16 protein-coding genes and 1 pseudogene are annotated in these 17,089 nt (G+C 71.0%); 5 read left to right on the top strand and 12 right to left on the bottom strand.

Annotated features, from left to right (window positions below; genetic code table 11):
• Positions 1–273 precede the first annotated feature (273 nt).
• The 3 genes from B3I25_RS05175 (at position 274) to B3I25_RS05185 (ending at position 5,493) form a co-directional block, all read left to right on the top strand.
• Positions 274–1,299: a 3-oxoacyl-ACP synthase III gene (locus B3I25_RS05175; RefSeq protein WP_064846585.1), complete on the top strand. Its 1,026-nt coding sequence runs from the start codon at positions 274–276 to the stop codon at positions 1,297–1,299.
• Positions 1,300–1,345: 46 nt separating this feature from the next.
• On the top strand, positions 1,346–4,087 hold the full coding sequence (locus tag B3I25_RS05180; RefSeq protein WP_286738113.1) for an alpha/beta fold hydrolase: 2,742 nt from the start codon (positions 1,346–1,348) through the stop codon (positions 4,085–4,087).
• Positions 4,088–4,377: 290 nt separating this feature from the next.
• Positions 4,378–5,493 (top strand): NAD-dependent epimerase/dehydratase family protein, encoded by a 1,116-nt coding sequence (locus B3I25_RS05185; protein WP_414672692.1) that lies wholly within the window; start codon positions 4,378–4,380, stop codon positions 5,491–5,493.
• An 85-nt stretch (positions 5,494–5,578) separates the two neighbouring features.
• Here B3I25_RS05185 and B3I25_RS05190 read toward each other — a convergent pair.
• The 8 genes and pseudogenes from B3I25_RS05190 to coaD form a co-directional block, all read right to left on the bottom strand.
• Positions 5,579–5,683, bottom strand: a pseudogene (locus tag B3I25_RS05190) (type II toxin-antitoxin system YoeB family toxin); the annotation flags it as partial.
• 62 nt (positions 5,684–5,745) lie between these two features.
• Complete coding sequence (locus B3I25_RS05195) at positions 5,746–6,402, bottom strand: cation transporter (protein WP_286738114.1); 657 nt, start codon at positions 6,400–6,402, stop codon at positions 5,746–5,748.
• 130 nt (positions 6,403–6,532) lie between these two features.
• Positions 6,533–7,462, bottom strand: coding sequence for a bifunctional DNA-formamidopyrimidine glycosylase/DNA-(apurinic or apyrimidinic site) lyase (gene mutM, locus B3I25_RS05200; protein ID WP_206478608.1), 930 nt, complete (start codon positions 7,460–7,462; stop codon positions 6,533–6,535).
• 7 nt (positions 7,463–7,469) lie between these two features.
• The gene (gene rnc, locus B3I25_RS05205; RefSeq protein ID WP_064845668.1) at positions 7,470–8,174 is read right to left on the bottom strand and encodes a ribonuclease III; all 705 of its coding nucleotides are present in this window, start codon (positions 8,172–8,174) and stop codon (positions 7,470–7,472) included.
• 1 nt (position 8,175) lies between these two features.
• A complete protein-coding gene (gene rpmF / locus B3I25_RS05210; RefSeq protein WP_012398114.1) occupies positions 8,176–8,379 on the bottom strand; it encodes a 50S ribosomal protein L32 in 204 nt (67 codons plus the stop codon).
• A 2-nt stretch (positions 8,380–8,381) separates the two neighbouring features.
• On the bottom strand, positions 8,382–8,972 hold the full coding sequence (locus tag B3I25_RS05215) for a YceD family protein (RefSeq protein WP_064845669.1): 591 nt from the start codon (positions 8,970–8,972) through the stop codon (positions 8,382–8,384).
• 37 nt (positions 8,973–9,009) lie between these two features.
• Positions 9,010–9,492 (bottom strand): hypothetical protein, encoded by a 483-nt coding sequence (locus tag B3I25_RS05220; protein ID WP_286738124.1) that lies wholly within the window; start codon positions 9,490–9,492, stop codon positions 9,010–9,012.
• A 58-nt stretch (positions 9,493–9,550) separates the two neighbouring features.
• On the bottom strand, positions 9,551–10,021 hold the full coding sequence (coaD, locus tag B3I25_RS05225; RefSeq protein WP_098056114.1) for a pantetheine-phosphate adenylyltransferase: 471 nt from the start codon (positions 10,019–10,021) through the stop codon (positions 9,551–9,553).
• A 128-nt stretch (positions 10,022–10,149) separates the two neighbouring features.
• On the opposite strand from coaD, the gene B3I25_RS05230 reads away from it, so the two are divergent.
• Complete coding sequence (locus tag B3I25_RS05230) at positions 10,150–11,328, top strand: aminotransferase class I/II-fold pyridoxal phosphate-dependent enzyme (RefSeq protein WP_064845719.1); 1,179 nt, start codon at positions 10,150–10,152, stop codon at positions 11,326–11,328.
• 140 nt (positions 11,329–11,468) lie between these two features.
• Here B3I25_RS05230 and rsmD read toward each other — a convergent pair whose 3' ends face one another.
• From rsmD to thiL, 4 genes are read right to left on the bottom strand one after another with little or no spacing between them, the layout of a single operon-like run.
• Entirely contained in the window at positions 11,469–12,062 is a 594-nt protein-coding gene (gene rsmD, locus B3I25_RS05235) for a 16S rRNA (guanine(966)-N(2))-methyltransferase RsmD (protein WP_064845671.1), read from the bottom strand.
• Positions 12,059–14,287, bottom strand: coding sequence for an ATP-dependent DNA helicase RecG (locus B3I25_RS05240; protein WP_414672693.1), 2,229 nt, complete (start codon positions 14,285–14,287; stop codon positions 12,059–12,061). The genes rsmD and B3I25_RS05240 overlap by 4 nt, the downstream gene beginning before the upstream one ends.
• A gap of 44 nt (positions 14,288–14,331) precedes the next feature.
• Complete coding sequence (locus tag B3I25_RS05245) at positions 14,332–15,279, bottom strand: DAK2 domain-containing protein (protein WP_231885487.1); 948 nt, start codon at positions 15,277–15,279, stop codon at positions 14,332–14,334.
• Positions 15,269–16,384: a thiamine-phosphate kinase gene (thiL, locus tag B3I25_RS05250; RefSeq protein ID WP_286738129.1), complete on the bottom strand. Its 1,116-nt coding sequence runs from the start codon at positions 16,382–16,384 to the stop codon at positions 15,269–15,271. The genes B3I25_RS05245 and thiL overlap by 11 nt, the downstream gene beginning before the upstream one ends.
• Before the next feature lie 74 nt (positions 16,385–16,458).
• Here thiL and B3I25_RS05255 point away from each other — a divergent pair, with 74 nt between their 5' ends.
• Positions 16,459–17,085 carry a DUF3515 family protein gene (locus B3I25_RS05255; protein WP_193519851.1) on the top strand — a complete coding sequence of 209 codons (627 nt, stop codon included), beginning with the start codon at positions 16,459–16,461 and terminating at the stop codon, positions 17,083–17,085.
• The last annotated feature ends 4 nt before the right edge of the window (positions 17,086–17,089 follow it).

Below are 17,089 nucleotides of genomic sequence, written 5' to 3' on the forward strand. Positions count from 1 at the left end.
ACCTGGGCGATCACGAGCGCGGGGGCAGCCCCCGAGTCTACCCGGGGCGGGCCCCGCGGCGGTGCGGGGCGCGTGCGGGGGCTCACACCCGCGGCTCACCGGGGCCGGAACGGCCTGCGCCCGCAGAGAAACGCCACGTACATCCGAAGGGAGCTGTCAGTCGGGACCGTTAGACTGAGCCGGTCCAACCCGCTAGTTCACCCGAGCGCCGAGGCTCTCCTCTCACGATCGATTCCTTGACGGTACGGGTGGCGTCTGATCGAAAGCGCCACATTGACCGGTAACTCCACCATCAGAAACCGAAATGCCGCAGTCCTATCCGTGACCAAGACGGAGGCGGACGTGGTAATTCCGTCTACTCGGTTCGATGAGGAGTTGGCAGAGACCTTCCGGCGGCTGCGCATGCCCAAGGGGCTGCTCGAGCGACTGGCCGGGATCAAGGAACGCCGCGGTTGGGCACCGGGACGCCACTTCACGGACGGCGCCACGGAGGCCGGCCAGGAGGCCCTGCGGCAATCGGGGGTGGCCCCGGAGCAGATCGGGTTGTTCATCAACGCGTCCGTGACCCGCGACAACTTCGAACCCGCCGTGGCCGTGGGCATCCACGACCGGTTGGGCCTGCCGAGCTCCGCGCTGAACTTCGACATGACCAACGCGTGCCTGGGCTTCGTCAATGCCCTAACCGTGGCGGCGTCCATGATCGACGCCGGGGCGATCGAGTACGCCCTGGTGGTCGCCGGTGAGGACCCCTCCCCGTGGCACCACGCAGCGGTGGAACGGTTGCGCGGGGACGACATCACCCGCGAACAGGTGGTGCAGGAGTTCGCCACGCTCACGCTGGGGTGCGGTGCCGCCGCGGCCGTGGTGGGCCCCGCGGACCGCCACCCGAACGGGCACCGCATCGTGGGATCCGTCACGCGCGCGGGCACGGAGTTCAACCACCTGTGCATCGGCGGGGACGACGGCATGTTCACGGACGCCACCGGGCTGCTCAACCACGGGGTGGGCCTCGTGGTCGAGGCGTGGCTCGAGGCCGAGAAGGACGGCTGGCAGTGGCGGGACATGGACTCATACGTGACCCACCAGGTCTCCAACTCGCACACCAACAAGCTCATCCAGGACATGGGCCTGGACGCGGGCCGTGTCCCCCTCACCTTCCCATACTGGGGCAACGTGGCCGCCGCGGCCCTGCCCATGACACTCGCGCTCGAGGCCGAGCGGCTCGAACCCGGCCAGCGCGTGCTGTGCCTGGGCGTGGGCTCGGGCCTGAACACGACCCTCATGGAGATCGCCTGGTAGCCCGCCCGTAGCCCCCGGTCACCGCCTCACAGAACGGAGGAGCAACGTGCTCTCCACACCCTCCCCGGAACGCACCACCACGGTGCGTCTGCCCTTCACCGACACCCCGCTGCCGGGTGTGGACCCCGCGTGGTCCACCACGGTGAGCGTCCCGACCACGGCGGTCGTGGAACCCGTGCCCGGCAGGAAGCGCCGCTGGCACGTGCTGGACAACGGGGACGCGATCACCGAGGCGGGCCGCAGTCCCCGCGGGATCATCCTGGCGGTGCACGGCAACCCCACGTGGTCCTACCTGTGGCGGGACGTGGTGCGCGCCGGCCAGACGGCCGAGCAGCCGTGGCGCGTGGTGGCCGTGGACCAGCTGGACATGGGCTTCTCCGAGCGCACGGGATTGTTCCGTCGGCTCGAGGACCGCGTCCGGGACCTCGGGGACCTCACGCACGCGCTGGGCATCGACGACGCCGGACTGCCGGTGGTCACCTTGGCCCACGACTGGGGCGGGCTCATCTCCCAGGGCTGGGCGCAGGAACACCCGCAGCTCCACGCGGCGACCATCATGACCAACACCGCCGTTCACCACGACAACGCCGAGCCCATCCCCTCGGCCCTGCGGCTCGCGCTCAACCGCGCCGTGCACGAACCCCTCACCTCCGGGACCACCGCGTTCCTGGACACCACCCTGGCCCTGTGCGATCCCGCCCCGGCCAAGGACCTCAAGAAGGCCTACAAGGCTCCGTACACCTCCCGCGAGCGCCGCGAGGGCATCGCGCACTTCGTCGCCGACATCCCCGCCGAACCGGGCCACCCCTCCAACGCGGCGTACGAGCGCATCGCCGGGCGGATGAGCGCGCGCGAGGTCCCCACGCTGCTGCTGTGGGGCACCAACGATCCCGTGTTCCAGCAGCGTTACCTCGAGGACCTCATGCGGCGGGCGCCCCACGCGGACGTCCACCGCTTCGAAGGCGCCAAGCACCTGCTGCCCGAGGCCCGGGACATCGCCCCAGCGATCCTCACGTGGCTCGGTGAGCGTTTCGGTCAGGACGAGCCCGTGGTGCAGGCCCACCGTGAGCGCCGCGCGCGCGGTCGCGGGGACTTCGTGCCGTTCTTCGCCGAACTCGACGCACGACGCCGCGACGCCTCCCCCGCCGTCGTGGACATGGGACCCGTCATGGGAACCGTGGACGGTTCCGCACCGGCGCTCAACGTGGAACGCACCGTGACCTGGGCCCAGCTGAGCACGTCCGTGGACCAGCTCGCGGTGGCCCTGCTGCGCACGGGCGTGCGCCCCGGGGACCGTGTGAACCTCATGGTCCCCCCGGGCTCCATGCTCACCACCCTGATCTACTCGTGCCTGCGCATGGGCGCGGTGATCGTGGTCGCGGACCAGGGGCTGGGCCGCAAGGGACTGACCCGGGCGCTGCGCGGTTCGTCCCCCGACTGGTTCATCGGCATCCGCAAGGCCCTCATGGGTGCGCGCGCCCTGGGCTGGCCCGGACGCCGGATCTCCGCGGACCGGCTGGACCCCGTGTCCAAGAAGCTGCTGGGCGTGGAACACACCGTGGCCGAGCTCATGGACTCGGTGACCACCGTGCGCCCGGAGGACATCCCCGCCGTGGACCCGGACGCCGCGGCCGCCGTGCTGTTCACGTCCGGCTCCACCGGACCCGCCAAGGGCGTGGTCTACACCCACCGCCAGATGGCCGGGATGCGCGACACCATCCGGGACACCTACGGGCTGCGGGCCGGAACCGGACTCGTGGCCGGGTTCGCGCCGTTCGCGCTGCTCGGCCCCGCCCTTGGTGCCGCCTCCGTCACACCGGACATGGACGTCACGAGCCCCAAGACGCTCACCGCACAGGCGCTCACCGAAGCTACGATGGCGATCGGCGCCACCGCGGTATTCGCGTCCCCCGCGGCCATCGCCAACGTCCTGGCCACCGCGGACGAGCTGTCCCCCGCCGAGCGTGATGCGCTGGCCCGGGTGGACCTCATGCTCTCCGCCGGAGCGCCGATCCCCGAGGAGCTGCTCGCCCGGTTGCAGGAGCTGATGCCCGCGGCCGAGCTGCACACCCCCTACGGGATGACCGAGGCGTTGCCCCTGACCGACGTCAGCTTGGACGTGATCCGCGCGGCACGGGAGGACGCCCAGAGCGGCGTCGAGGGTGCGGGCCGCGGCGTGTGTGTGGGCACCCCGGTCGAGGGAGCGCAGCTCGGCGTATTGCCGCTGCGCGCGGACGGCTCCGTCTCCCCCGACATCGTGACCACCCCTGGTGTCACCGGCGAGATCGTGGCGCGCGCCCCGCACGCCAAGGACCACTACGACCGGTTGTGGATCACGGAGCGCGCCTCCGACCTGACCCCCGGCTGGCACCGCACCGGGGACGTGGGGCACTTCGACGCCCGTGAGCGGCTGTGGTACGAGGGCCGCCTGGCCCACGTGATCACGATGTCCGACGGGCCGGTGTCTTCCGTCGCGGCGGAGCACGCCGCCCAGACGGTTCCCGGTGTGGGCCGCGTGGCCGTCGTGGGTGTGGGCCCCCGCGGTTCCCAGTCCCCCGTGGCCGTGATCGAAACGGTGCCCCCGGCCGCCAAGCCCCACGTGGCCCCCGCGGATCTGGCCGAGCGCGTGCGCGCTACGATCGATTTCGCGACCGGGCTGGCTGTGAGCGCCGTGCTCGTGATCCCCGAGCAGCCCACGGACATCCGCCACAACTCCAAGATCGACCGCGCCGAATTGAGTGACTGGGCCGAGCAGGCCCTGGCCACCGGAAAGATGAGTGCCCTGTGAGCCACGACCAGACCCCTGCTCCCGACCGCTCCGGCGCCGGCCGCCACCGCGCCGACGATCACGACGCCGCTGCGCCCGCTCCCGGGGCCACCGCGGCCGGGGCGGCGTCGTCGGCTCCCCGGAACGACGGGAACGCAAGCAATTCCGATGCAAACGCATCGGATGGAGACCGGCAGGACACCGCTCCCGGCGTCGCGCAGATCGCGGATCCCGAGCGTGGCGGCGCCACCGCGACCCAGGGTGAGCTGACCGGGGACGGCCGCACCGTGCTGGTGACCGGCGCGTCAGGGATGCTCGGCGGGGACGTCGCCCGCGTCCTGCTCTCGCGCGGCTGGCGCGTGCGCGTCTTCCAGCGGGGTCACGCATCCGTGGCCGAGCGCGAAGGCGTCGACGAGGTGCTCGGTTCGGTGACCGATCCCGACGACGTGGCGCGCGCGCTTGACGGCGTGGACGACGTCGTCCACCTCGCGGCCAAGGTCTCCTTCACCGGGGACTGGGAGGACTTCGTGCGGGTCAACGTGACCGGGACGCGTGTGCTGCTGTGCCAGGCGCAGAACGCCGGGGTGCAGAACGTGGTCTTCGTGTCCTCGCCGTCCGTGGCCCACGCGGGCATGTCGATCGAGGGCGCGGGCGCAGAACCCGCAAACCCCCAGACGGCGCGCGGGAACTACGCGCGGTCCAAGGCCGCCGCTGAGCTGCTCGGCCTGAGCATGGACGGCCAGCGCGACCTCAAGGTGGCCGCGGTACGTCCGCACATCGTGTGGGGCCCCGGGGACACCCAGCTCGTGGAGCGCGTCGCGGATCGCGCGGCGGCCGGGCGGATGCCGTACCTGGACAACGGTGCGGCCATGATCGACACCACCTACATCGACAACGCGTCCGAGGGCATCGTGCGGGCGCTCGAGCGCATTGACACCGTGCGCGGACGCGCGCTGGTGATCACCAACGGTGAGCCCCGCCCCGTGGGCGAACTCATCGCGCGGATGTGCCGCGCCGCAGGCGCCCCCGCGCCCACGCGCTCGATCCCCGGTGGCGTGGCACGCTTCGCCGGCCGCGTCATCGAGAAGGTCTGGCCGTACCTGCCCGCGAAGTTCCGCGGCGGGGACGGCGAGCCGCCCATGACCGAGTTCCTGGCCGAGCAGCTGTCCACGGCCCACTGGTTCGACCAGCGCGAGACCCGCGAACTGCTGGACTGGACGCCGTCCGTAAGCCTGGACGAGGGCTTCGCGCGGCTCACCGCGTACTACTCCGACAAGCCGCGCCCGCAGCGCAACACGGGATCGGTCGCGGTGTCACGCGTGGTGGAGGTCGCCGACGACCAGCGCATCCGCGCCGAGGACGCCTCGATCGCCCCCGAAGAAGAGAGCGGAACGAGCAACGACCTGCAGATCGTGCGCGCACAGTAGGCGCTGTCGTGCCCGCGGCGTGGAGCCGCGGGCACGATGCGAACCAGGGTGCAGGCCCCGCTATCCGGCCTCCGCGTGCGGTTGCTCAGTAGTGGGAGCGCGCTTGCAGGATGACGAGATCGTCACCCACGACCATGTAGACCAGCCGGTGTTCGGCAGTGATTCTCCTCGACCACGCGCCTCTGCCTCCGGTGCATCCTGGCGTGAGTGGCCGGGTACGACGTCCGGACAGGGCCGGGACAGATGCCCGGATCAATCGATCTCTTCGCCGGCGAGGGCCTTGGCGGCCAGGCGCTCCTCCTCGCTGACCTCCCACACCTCGTAGGCGGCGTGCAACGCGAGCAGGATGATCAGACATCCGAGGACCAGGTCCGGCCCTCCCGAGCCCGTCCATGCGGTGATCAAGGCCATGACGATGATCGCCACGTTCACCAGCACGTCGTTACGGGCCGAGAGGAACGCGGCGCGGCCGAGGGAGCCGCCGTGGTTGCGGACGCGGGCGATGACCAGAGCACTCGTCCCGTTGATGACAATGGCGCCGAGCGAGGCGAGGACGACGGGCAGCACGTCCGGTGCCACAGGCTCGGCGAACCGCTGAGCTGCTTCCCATGCCGCGAACGCGGCCGGAGCGAGGATCACGACGGCCATGACCTTGCCCATGACGGCGCGCTTGGCCAGGGCCCAGCCGAGCGCCACGAAGATCAACAGGTTGATCGAGGTGTCCTCGAGGAAGTCGACACTGTCGGCCAGCAGCGACACCGACCCTGAACCGAGCGCGACGAAGAACTCGACGAAGAAGTACCCGAAGTTCAGGAGGGCGACCGTGAGCACAGCTCGACGGACCCGGGGTGCATCGAAGGCGCCGGGCGCCTTCCCCGGGTTCTCGTCCGGTGCACTGGGAGCATTCATGGGCACAATTCTCGTCATTGGCTCTCGGGGACACCCCGGGGCCAGCGGGTGATCCGGATGGCCTGGGCGGCGTGGGGACATCGATGCCGGTCTCGACCCCCGACGGGCGAGCCGCCTGCGGGGTCTCTCGTCAGGGCCGGAAACGTCTCGGCCGCCGCTGGCACCGCGAGCAGCGATACGAGGAACGGTTGGCGAAGCGCTCACGCACGATGACGCCGTCGTCCCCGCCGGCCTCGCAGCGAGGGCACGGCTGGCCGGCGCGGCCATAGGCGTTGAGTGACCGGGAGAAGTACCCGGACTCGCCGTTGACGTTGACGTACAGCGAGTCGAAGCTCGTGCCGCCTGCGTCCAGCGCGCGACGCATGACCTCCTGGCACGCCGCCACGAGTGTGTATGTGCGCGGCGCGGTCATGGTCTCGGTGGGCGCGGCCCAGTGCAGGCGCGCCGCCCACAGCGCTTCGTCCGCGTAGATGTTGCCGATCCCGGAAATCAGCCCCTGGTCCAGCAGCGCGCGCTTGAGCCCGGTCCGACGACGCCGCAGCGCCGCGTGGAAGGCCGCGACGTCGAAGAGCGGGTCCAGCGGATCGCGCGCAATGTGCACGGCGTGTTCCGGGACCGTGCCGTGGCCGTCCGACGCGGGCACCAGACGATCCAGCAGCATCCCACCGAAGATCCGCTGGTCCACGAACCGCAGTTGCTCTGGCAACGGCTGCCCGGACTCGTCGAGCGCCGGGGACAGCTCCAGCCGGATGCGCTCGTGACGCGGCCTGGGGTGTTCCGGGGAGGACACGAGCAGTTGCCCACTCATCCCCAGGTGCACGAGCAGTGCGCGGGAAGGTTCTGACCCATCCGCAGCGCGCACGGGCAACCACAGGAACTTGCCGCGCCGGCACGCGTCGACAACTGTCAGCCCGGTCAGTTCGCGACGGAAATCCTCCGGGCCGTCGGTGTGTCGCCGCAGGGACCGGGGGTCCACGACCTCCACGTCCTCCACGGTGCGCCCCACGACCCAGCGGGCGACGCCGCGGCGCACCACTTCCACTTCGGGCAACTCAGGCACGGCGCGCTCAGTTCTCGGTGGCGAAACGTTCGACGATTGCCTCGCACGCGACCGCGGCGGCCGCGCGTTCGGCGGCCTTCTTGGACGTCCCCTCGCCGTGTCCCAGGACATCACCGTGCACGACGACGTCCGCGGCGAAGCGGCGCGCGTGGTCCGGGCCGGTGCCCTCGACCTCGTAGCGCACGGTCCCCAGCTCGTACTGGGAGGCGAGTTCCACCACGCGGGTCTTCCAGTCGCGGCCCTCGTGCAGCACGCGGGTGTCCTCGAGCAGGGGGACGATCAGTCGCAGCACGAGATCGCGCGCGGGCAACGGCCCACACGCCTCGTAGACGGCGCCGATCAGGGCCTCGGTGGTGTCCGCGAGGATGGAGGCCTTCTCGGCCCCGTGCGTGCGGATCTCGCCCTTGCCCAGGCGGATGTGGGGGCCGAGGCCGAGGGTCTTGGCGACCCCGGCGAGCGCGCGGGCGGAGACCACGGATGCCCGCAGTTTCGCGAGGCTCCCCTCGTCCCACTCGGGATAGCGGTGGAAGATCTCGTCCGTGACCGCGAGCTGCAGGACCGCGTCCCCCAGGAACTCGAGGCGTTCGTTGTGGACTTCCCCGGGATGCTCGTACGCGTACGAACGATGTGTGAGCGCAATGCGAAGCGTCTCGGTGTCGAGGTCGACACCGAGACGCTCAAGCAGTTCGCCGGGATCCGGCAAAATGGTCACTTTACGCGTCAGCGACCTTGCGACCCTTGTACTCGTAGAACAAGGGGGTGCCGGCGGAATCGGAGACCAGCTTGGCCTGGTGCGGCAGGCTGTAGCTGACCTTGCCGTTCTCCACGGTCTTCACCAGTTTGGGGGCTTGCGCCTTCCACTGGGAGCGGCGCATCCGGGTATTCGCGCGGGACATTTTCCGCTTGGGAACAGCCACGGCTATCTCTCTTCTCTCGTGTCGGTTGTCGGCTCCGACGCCTGCGGATCCCCCGATTCGGTCATCAGCCCCTGCAGGGCGGACCAGCGGGGATCCAGGACGTCGTGGTGGTGGTCCGGGTCGTTCTCGAGCCGTGCGCCGCACTGGGCGCACAGGCCCGGGCAGTCAGCCCGGCACACCGGTTGGAACGGCAGTTGTGTGATCACTGCGTCCCGAAGCATCGGTTCGAGGTCGATCTCCTCGTCCCGCACTTCATACACTTGCTCGTCCTCGACGTTCTCGTCACCCTGGGGGGACGGATCGAAGACGAAAAGTTCTTGCACGTCGACCGGTAGTTCGTAGTCGATGGGGTCGAGGCATCTACTGCATTCCCCGTGAACGCTCACGATCACGGTTCCGGACACCAGAATACCGTCGTGGACGGATTCCAGGCGCAGCTGCAGATCCATGGGCGCGCCCTCCGGCGAGCCGATGAGCGCCGTACCGAAGTCCTTCGGTGCGGGTGCCTCGACATCCAGGGTTTCCATGGTCCCCGGTCGGTGTTCGAGATCCCTGACGTTGAACGTGAGGGCTGAACTGTTGCGGTGATTCACGAAACTCCTGGCTAACGACACTGGCCGACAGACCACCTTAGCATGCCGACCCTCGTCGGTTCATCCCACGGGCCCCGTCCGGATGTCCCCCGGACGCACGGCCCTGGCACCCGCGGGCTCTCGCCGGGCGACGGCCCGCCCGATCAGCGGCGCGGTGAGACCATGCAGCATCACGGAGCAGAACACGACCATGACCACACTCTCCAGGATGATCCCGATCTGCGTATCGATCCCGCGCGGATCCAGCCACGCGATCGTGGCGCGTTCGGGCCAGGTCGCTCGGGACCAGGACGCAGGCCAGCACGAGGCACAGGGACAACCGGACGTCCGGCAGCAGGTACATGGCGGCGAAGAACACCGCGATGAGACTGAGGGGCAGGGCCAGGAACAGCACGCGCAGCACCGGGGTGCGGCTGCGACGCGGGGCGTCGCGGATGTCCAAAGCGTCCATGAACAGCAACACGGACAGGATCACTTCCACGGTGCGTTCCACCGAGGTGCTGGTCAGGGACTCGATCAACGGGGTCGAGCTCTACCACCCCGCGGCCATGCCCGACCTGGCAATTCCGCCGGGCCCCTCAGCGCCGTTCGATGGCCCGCAGGACGGGGTCGGGAACGAACGACGCGACGTCTCCCCCGAGTGCCGCGACCTCCATCACGAGGGACGAGGACACGTGCAACAGGGACGGCTCCCCCGGCAGGAACACCGTCTCCACGCCCGTGAGGGAACGGTTCATGGTGGCCATGGGCAGTTCGTAGTCGTAGTCCGCGCTGTTGCGCAGCCCCTTGATCAGGGCCACCGCCTCCCGGCGCTCCGCGTAGTCCGCGATCAGCCCCGACGCGAGCGGTTCCACGACCACGGCCGGTTCGTCCGCGAACACCTCGCGCACCAGTTTGATCCGGGTGTCCTCGCTGAAGCGGTGGGTCTTGTTGGGGTTCGTGGACACGGCCACGATCACCTCGTCGAACAGGCGGGCAGCGCGGTGGATCACCGCGCAGTGTCCCAGGTGCAGCGGGTCGAAGGACCCCGGGCAGATGGCGCGTCGCATGGCACCACCCTAGCGGCAGGGGTTCCTAGACTGGGCCCATGATCGCAGACGCTCACGACCACTCGCCCGCGGCCGCACCCCGCGCCGATCCCGCCCGGGAGCTGTCCCGCGCCCAGCCGTGGCAGCGCATGGCCGCAGGCGGCGGGCTGCTGGATCCCTCCGGGGCCCTCCGTTCCACGGTCTTCGAAGAGATGACGGCGCTCGCCACGCGCACCGGCTCGGTGAACCTCGGTCAGGGGTTCCCGGATTTCGCGCCGCCGCAGCCCATGGTCGACGCCGCGGTGGCCGCCCTGCACACCGGGCACCACCAGTACGCGCCCATTATCGGCGTCCCCGCACTGCGCCAGGCGGTGGCTAAGCACCAGCGCGACCACTACGGTCTGCACCTCGACCCCGATTCGCAGATCGCCGTGAGCGCGGGCGCGACCGAGGGCATGACCGCGGCGCTGTTGTCCGTGCTGCAGCCCGGGGACGAAGTGGTCATGTTCGAGCCGCGCTATGACCTCTACGGCGCGGCCGTGGAATTCACCGGCGCCACGCCCGTTCCCGTCCCCCTGCTCCCCCCGACCTTCACGCCGGACCCGGACGACGTGCGCGCCGCGTTCTCCCCCCGCACCCGCGCCGTGATACTCAACGACCCGCACAACCCCACGGGCACGGTGGCGTCCCGCGAGTTCAAGGAACTGCTCGTGGAGCTCGCCACGGAGTTCGACGCCGTGATCGTGACCGACGAGGTGTACGAGCACCTCCGGTTCGCCGGGCCCCATGAGCCCATCGCCTCCCTGCCCGGGGCTGCGGAGCGCACCCTGAGCGTGTCCTCCGCGGGGAAGACGTTCTCCGCCACGGGCTGGCGCGTGGGCTGGGTGAGCGGCCCGCCCGAGCTGATGCGCGGGGTCATCGCCGTGAAGAGCTATCTTTCGCACAGCGCGGCCGCCCCGCTGCAGCACGCCGTGGCCCATGCACTGAGTTTCCCGCCCGCGTTCTACGATGCGCTGCTCGAGGACTACCGCGAGCGCCGAGACGTGCTCGTGGCCGGGCTGCGGGAGGCCGGGCTGACCCCGCCGGTTCCCGAGGGCACGTTCTTCGCGGTCGCGGACGTGAGCGATCACTACGCGCTCGCCGGGGTGGACAACGCCACGGACCTCGGCCGGCACTGGGCCGAGAACGCGGGTCTGGTGGGCATCCCGGTCTCGGCGTTCGCGGGTCCCGCGAACCGGGGGCTGTACGCGGACTGGCTGCGGTTGGCGTTCTGCAAGCGCACGGACGTGCTGCGCGGGGCCATGGCGGGACTCGCCGCCGCGGTCTGACAGGCCGTTACCGGGCGCCGACGGCGGCGCGCTCGGCCTCGCGCAGCTCCGGCTCGCGAGGTGCCTGAGCCGGTGCAGCTGACCAGGTCGACCGCGCAGGGGCCCGGGTCGACGACGCCCGGACCGGGGTGCCGCCGAGGTCAGTCCGCGTCCGAGGCACCGGGCGCGTCGTCGTCCGCTTCGAGGAACCACAAGCGGGTCTCGCCATGCTCGCCGTCCTCGAAACGGCGCAGGCCGCGGGGCCACGCGGGCTCCTCGGTGCGTGTGGAACGCTCGACCGCGATCACCCCGCCCGGCCCCAGCCGACCCGCGAGCCGCGAGAGCGTCCGGGCGAGCTCATCGTTGTCCAGAGGGTAGGGCGGGTCGGCGAGCACGAGGTCCCAGCGGTGGTGCGCGGCGCGGCCCAGGTACCCGGCCACGGCGGACTGCACGGTGGTGATCTTGGTGTCCGGGCACGACGCCGCTACGAGCGTCGCGTTCTCCCGGCACACCGCCGCCGCCACGGCCGCTCGTTCCACGAGCGTGACGGTCGCGGCTCCGCGGCTCGCCGCCTCGAGGCCCAGGGCGCCCGAGCCTGCGAAGAGGTCGAGGACGCGTGCGCCCTCACACATGCCCCAGGCGTCGAGCCGGGCGAACAGTGATTCCTTGACCCGGTCGGTCGTGGGTCGTGTGGCCGAGCCGGGCACCGACTTCAGGCGTTGGCCGCCGGCTCGTCCGGCTATGATCCGTGTCATCCTCGCTCCAGGAATGCTTGTCGGTCCTCGTCCAGGACCCGTGTGATCGCCGCACGCAGGGCGGGGTGTTCGGTGAGCTGCGGGTCGTCGTGGACCACGATCTCCGCGGCGGCCCTGGCCCGTGCGACGAGGGCCTCGTCCCGCAGTGCACTGATCCACCGTAGGCCGGAGCGGCCCCCGGACTGGGACGCGCCCAGGATGTCCCCCTCCTTGCGCAGGCTCAGATCGACTTCCGCGAGATCGAAGCCGTCCGTGGTCGCGGCCACGGCGTCGAGACGCGCGCGCCCGGGATGATCGGGGGGCGTGCGGGTCACGAGCAAGCACGTGCCCGGGTGCTCACCGCGCCCGATCCGCCCGCGCAGCTGGTGTAGTTGGGAAATCCCGAACCGTTCCGGGTCCGCGATGATCATGAGCGTGGCGTTGGGGACGTCCACCCCGACCTCGATCACCGTGGTGGAAACCAGTACGTCGGTGTTCCCCGCCGCGAAGTCCGCCATGGTGCGAGCCTTGAGTGGCGTGTCCTGGCGACCGTGCAGCACGGCCACGCGGGCGCCCCGAAGTTCGGGCTGTGCGGCCACGAGCTCGGTGAGCCACGTGACGGCCGCGGGCTCGAGATCTTCCTCTTGCGTCTCGATGGAATCGCGCAGGCTCTCGAAGGGGGGCACCGCGGCGTCATCGCCGATCTTGGGCGCGACGACGTAGACCTGCCGGCCGCGCGCGACGTGCTCCGCGGCGAGCGCCCACACGCGGCGTTCCCAGGCCGGGCCGTGCTCGGCGAGGCCCACGACGAACGTGCCGATGGGTTGGCGCCCGCCCGGCAACTCCCGCAGTGTGCTCACGTCCAGGTCGCCGAAGACCGTCATGGCCACGGTGCGCGGGATGGGCGTGGCCGTCATCACGAGGGTGTGCGGGGCCTGGCCGGCCTTGTCCCGGAGGGCGTCGCGTTGTTCCACGCCGAAGCGGTGCTGCTCGTCCACGACGGCCAAGCCGAGGTCCGCGAACTGCACCGCGTCCTGGATCAGGGCATGGGTGCCCACCACGATGCCCGCGGCGCCGCTGGCGATGTCCAGGAGGGCCTTGCGGCGGGCGGGTGCGGACATGCTGCCGGTGAGCAGGGTGACCCGTGTGGCCTCCGGGTCCCCACCCAGCTGCCCGGCCATGGCGAGGGGGCCCAGCGCGGCCGTGATCTTCTCGTGGTGCTGCGCGGCGAGCACCTCGGTGGGGGCGAGCATGGCCGCCTGGCCGCCGTGGTCCACGACCTGGAGCATGGCCCGCAGCGCGACCACGGTCTTACCGGAGCCCACATCGCCCTGCAGCAACCGGTTCATGGGTGCGGTGCCCGCGATCTCCCGGGAGATCTCCTCCCCGACCGCCCGCTGGCCAGGGGTCAGGGCGAAGGGCAGGGAGGCGTCGAAGCGGGCCAACAGGCCGTCCTCCCGCGGGGGTCGTGGGGCCACGGGATGCGCGGCGTGCTCCGCGCGACGGCGCACGAGCTCGGCCTGCAGGACGAACGCTTCCTGGAACCGGAACCGATTGCGCGCCCGTTCGTAGGCCGCCACGGTCTCGGGAACGTGCAGATCCCGGTAGGCCTGTCCCGGTTCCGGCAGTCCCTGCGCGGCGACGACGTCGGGCGGCAGCGGGTCCTGGATCGCGTCCAGGTCCGCGGTGAGCAGTACTTGCTGGACCACCTTTCCGATCCGCGGCGTGGTGAGCTTGCCGGACTCCGGGTACACGGGGATGGGCATGAGCTCACCGGAGTCCGAGGCGGCACGGGACACCGATTCGGGGGTGTCCACGAGGGCGTAGTCCGCGCCCGCCATCGACAGGTTCCCCCGGTAGAACTCCGGCTTCCCCGTGAACAGGGCGAGCGCCCCCACGGGGAGGTCCTTCTGGGCGGAGTACGCGTTGAAGAACGTGATCTTCAGGTAGGCACCGGAGTCGTCCGAGACCGTGACGTCCGTGAGACTGCGCCGAGGATCACTGCGCATGCGCCGGGTGCTTGTGCTCTCGACGCGTGCGACGAACGAGGTCCGCTCCCCCGCCACCAGGTCCGTGAGCGCCTGGATCTTCCCCCGGCGGATGTAACGCCGTGGCGCGTGGTCCAGCAGTTGGCCCACCGTGGTGATCCCCAGGTCCTTGGCCAGCAGGGACACCGTGGAGCGCGGGGACTTCCCGGGGACGTAACGGGTCAGGGGCTGGTCCAGCAGGTCCGCGAAGGCGGGCAACCCCTGCGGCGCGGCAGGCGCATCCCCGTCCGGCTGGTGGCTGGTCACCGTGGCTCCGCCGCGAGGGACGTCACTGTCACATTGCGCGCGGTGCCGCGCCGGCGCATGAGGTCCAGCGCGGTGTCCGGGTCCGCGACGTGCACGTGGACGCGCCACGTGTACCCGTTCTCGTTCTCACTGACCGCGCTGACGATCACACTGTCCCCGGCGTCGTCGAGCTCGTGGCGCAGTTCGGCGGCGTCCAGGGCGGAGAGGTCCATGGTGCCCATGACCTCGTACCCATCCGAGGGCTCCTGCTCGTCACTCGTGAGCGGCAGCGCGTGGTCCCGGACGATGTCCTGCACGGGGTCCGCGGCCGAGTCCTCCCCGCTGAGTTCGGCGCGCAGCGCCGCGAGGATGACGAGCATGCCGAGCGCGCCGGAATCCACCGTGCCGCGTTCACTGAGCACCGGAATCTGGTCCACGGTGTCGATAACGGCCTGCGTGGCGGCCTGCACCATGAGGTCCAGCCACTCGACGAGCTGCTGATTGGACCCTTCCGCGGCGGTGTCCGGGACGGGTACCTCCCCGGCGGCCTGCAGGACGGAGATCATGGTCCCCGGAACGGGCTCGGTGAGTGCGGACCAGCACCGGACCTGGGCTGCCATGAGCGCCGCCTTGAGCTGCGCGGCGGTCAGCCGCACGCAGCCCTCCACCGCCTGGCCCATGGCGGTCAACGCCACCGCGGCCAGTACGCCGGAGTTCCCGCGGGCCTGCTCGAGGGCGGCCTGGCCGGCGTAGACGAGCAGTTCGCCCACGTCCCTGCCCTCGATCAGGTGCGCGGCCTCCGCCGCGAATCCCACCGTGGCGCTGAGGTTCGCACCGGTGTCCGCGTCCGCGACGGGGAAGACGTTGAGATCGTCTAGAACGTCCGCGTGCTCGCGCAGCCGACGGTGCGCGGCGTCGAGCCAGTTGCGTATCTCGGTGGTGGACGAGCCGGCTCTATGGCTCAAAGTGATCCCATCCTTCGACGACGTCGCGACCGAACCACTGCCGTGGGCTCCGGCCCGCAATGGTCACGGTGCCGCGCTCGTGGCGCCGCTGCCGTGCTCCGTTCCCTGCTGACGAGCCACCGCCCCGGGGGCCGTCCTCGCGAGGCAAGGGTGCACACGAGCCTATCGCACGGACCCCGGACGGCAGCGGGGAATCCACAGGGAGCACGGCGAGCAGACCGTGGTCCTCACCCCCCGTGAGCACCCACTGCCACGGGTCCACCCCGACGGCCTCCCCCGCGTGGGCGAGCGTGTGCACCGCGGGTTCCAGGGCCTGCGGGTCCAGGTCGATGCTCACGCCGCTCGCTCGTGCGATCCGGCGGACATCGCGCAACAGACCGTCCGAGATGTCGAGCATGGCGATCGCCCCCGCCCGAGCGAGTTCCGCCCCCACGGAAACGGGCGGGGCCGGTCGCAGTTGGGCGCGGTGCAGCGCGGTCCGTTCGGGCTCGGGGACGCCGTCCCAGCGCCCCGGCACGGGGGTCTGCAGGGCGTCCAGTCCGGCCGCCGCGCGGCCGAGCACGCCCACGTGCACGAGGGTCCCGCCCCGTCCGGCCCCACTGCGCAGTACGGGCTCACCCTCGAGCCTGCCCAGGACCGTGGCCGTGACGGACAGTTCCCGCCCCCGCCCGAGGTCCCCGCCCACGAGCGCGCACTCCGCCGCGCCCAGTTCACCGAAGGCCCGCGAGAGTCCCGCCGCGAACTCGGAAACCCATGCGACCTGGGTGTCCCCCGGCAGGGTGAGGGACACGACCATGGCCGTGGGCACGGCCCCCATGGCGGCGATGTCCGCGAGGTTCTGCGCGGCGCACTTGTGCCCCACGTCCGCGCCGGTGGTGCGGTAACCGCACGGCCACACGATCGCGAAGTCCTGGTCCACGGTCAGCGTGTCCGTGGTGACCACGACCCGCTCGCCGGGGGCCGCGATCACGGCGCAGTCGTCCCCGGGTCCCACCAGGACGTGCGGTCCGTCCGTGGTGGCGCCCGGGAGGAACGCGTCCAGCAGCTCGGTCTCGCTGAGCTGGGACACGGTGGTCCCGGGCGGGGCGGCGGGCTCGTGCGTCATGTCCCTTACACTAGCGAGCCATTCCGACGGGCACAGTCACCGAACTCCCGGGTGCAGCACCTATCCTGGGTGCCATGATTCCCCCGGCCCCGCAGCACCCGTCCACGCCCACGTCCGCCGCGCAGGCCCCCGGGACTCGGCCGCGGCTGCGCGGCGTCGTACGAGGCGCAGGGCACGACGCCGCCACGGGGCGCGGGAGGGCGCGACCGACGTCGTCGTCCCGCCGCCGCGTGGCCGGCGCGGCTGTGGTGGGTGCGCTCGTGCTCACCGGGTGCGGTTCGACCGTAACCGTGGACGGCGCCCCGGACAACGCCAATCCCGACTGCGCGTCCGTGATGCTCGCGATGCCCGAGTCGGTGAGCGGGATGGATCAGCGGGAGACCTCGAGCCAGGGCACCACGGCCTACGGGGACCCGTCGGCCATGATCGTGCGCTGCGGCGCGGAGGAACCGGGACCTACCACGGACCCGTGCACGAACGTCAACGGCGTGGACTGGCTGATCTCCGAGGTGCCGGATCAGAAGGACCAGTGGCGCGCGGTGACCTACGGCCGTTCCCCCGCGGTGGAGGTGCTCTTCGACAGCAGCCGCGTGCCGTCCTCGACCGCGCTCGTGGACACGGGATCCGCCATGCAGAACATCGAGCAGACCCGGCAGTGCCTGTCCGTCAAGGACACCCTGGAGCAGCAGGGCCGCCCCTAGAAGG

The organism is Kocuria sp. UBA1838 (assembly GCF_002338785.1).
Classification (GTDB): Bacteria; Actinomycetota; Actinomycetes; order Actinomycetales; family Micrococcaceae; genus Kocuria; species Kocuria marina.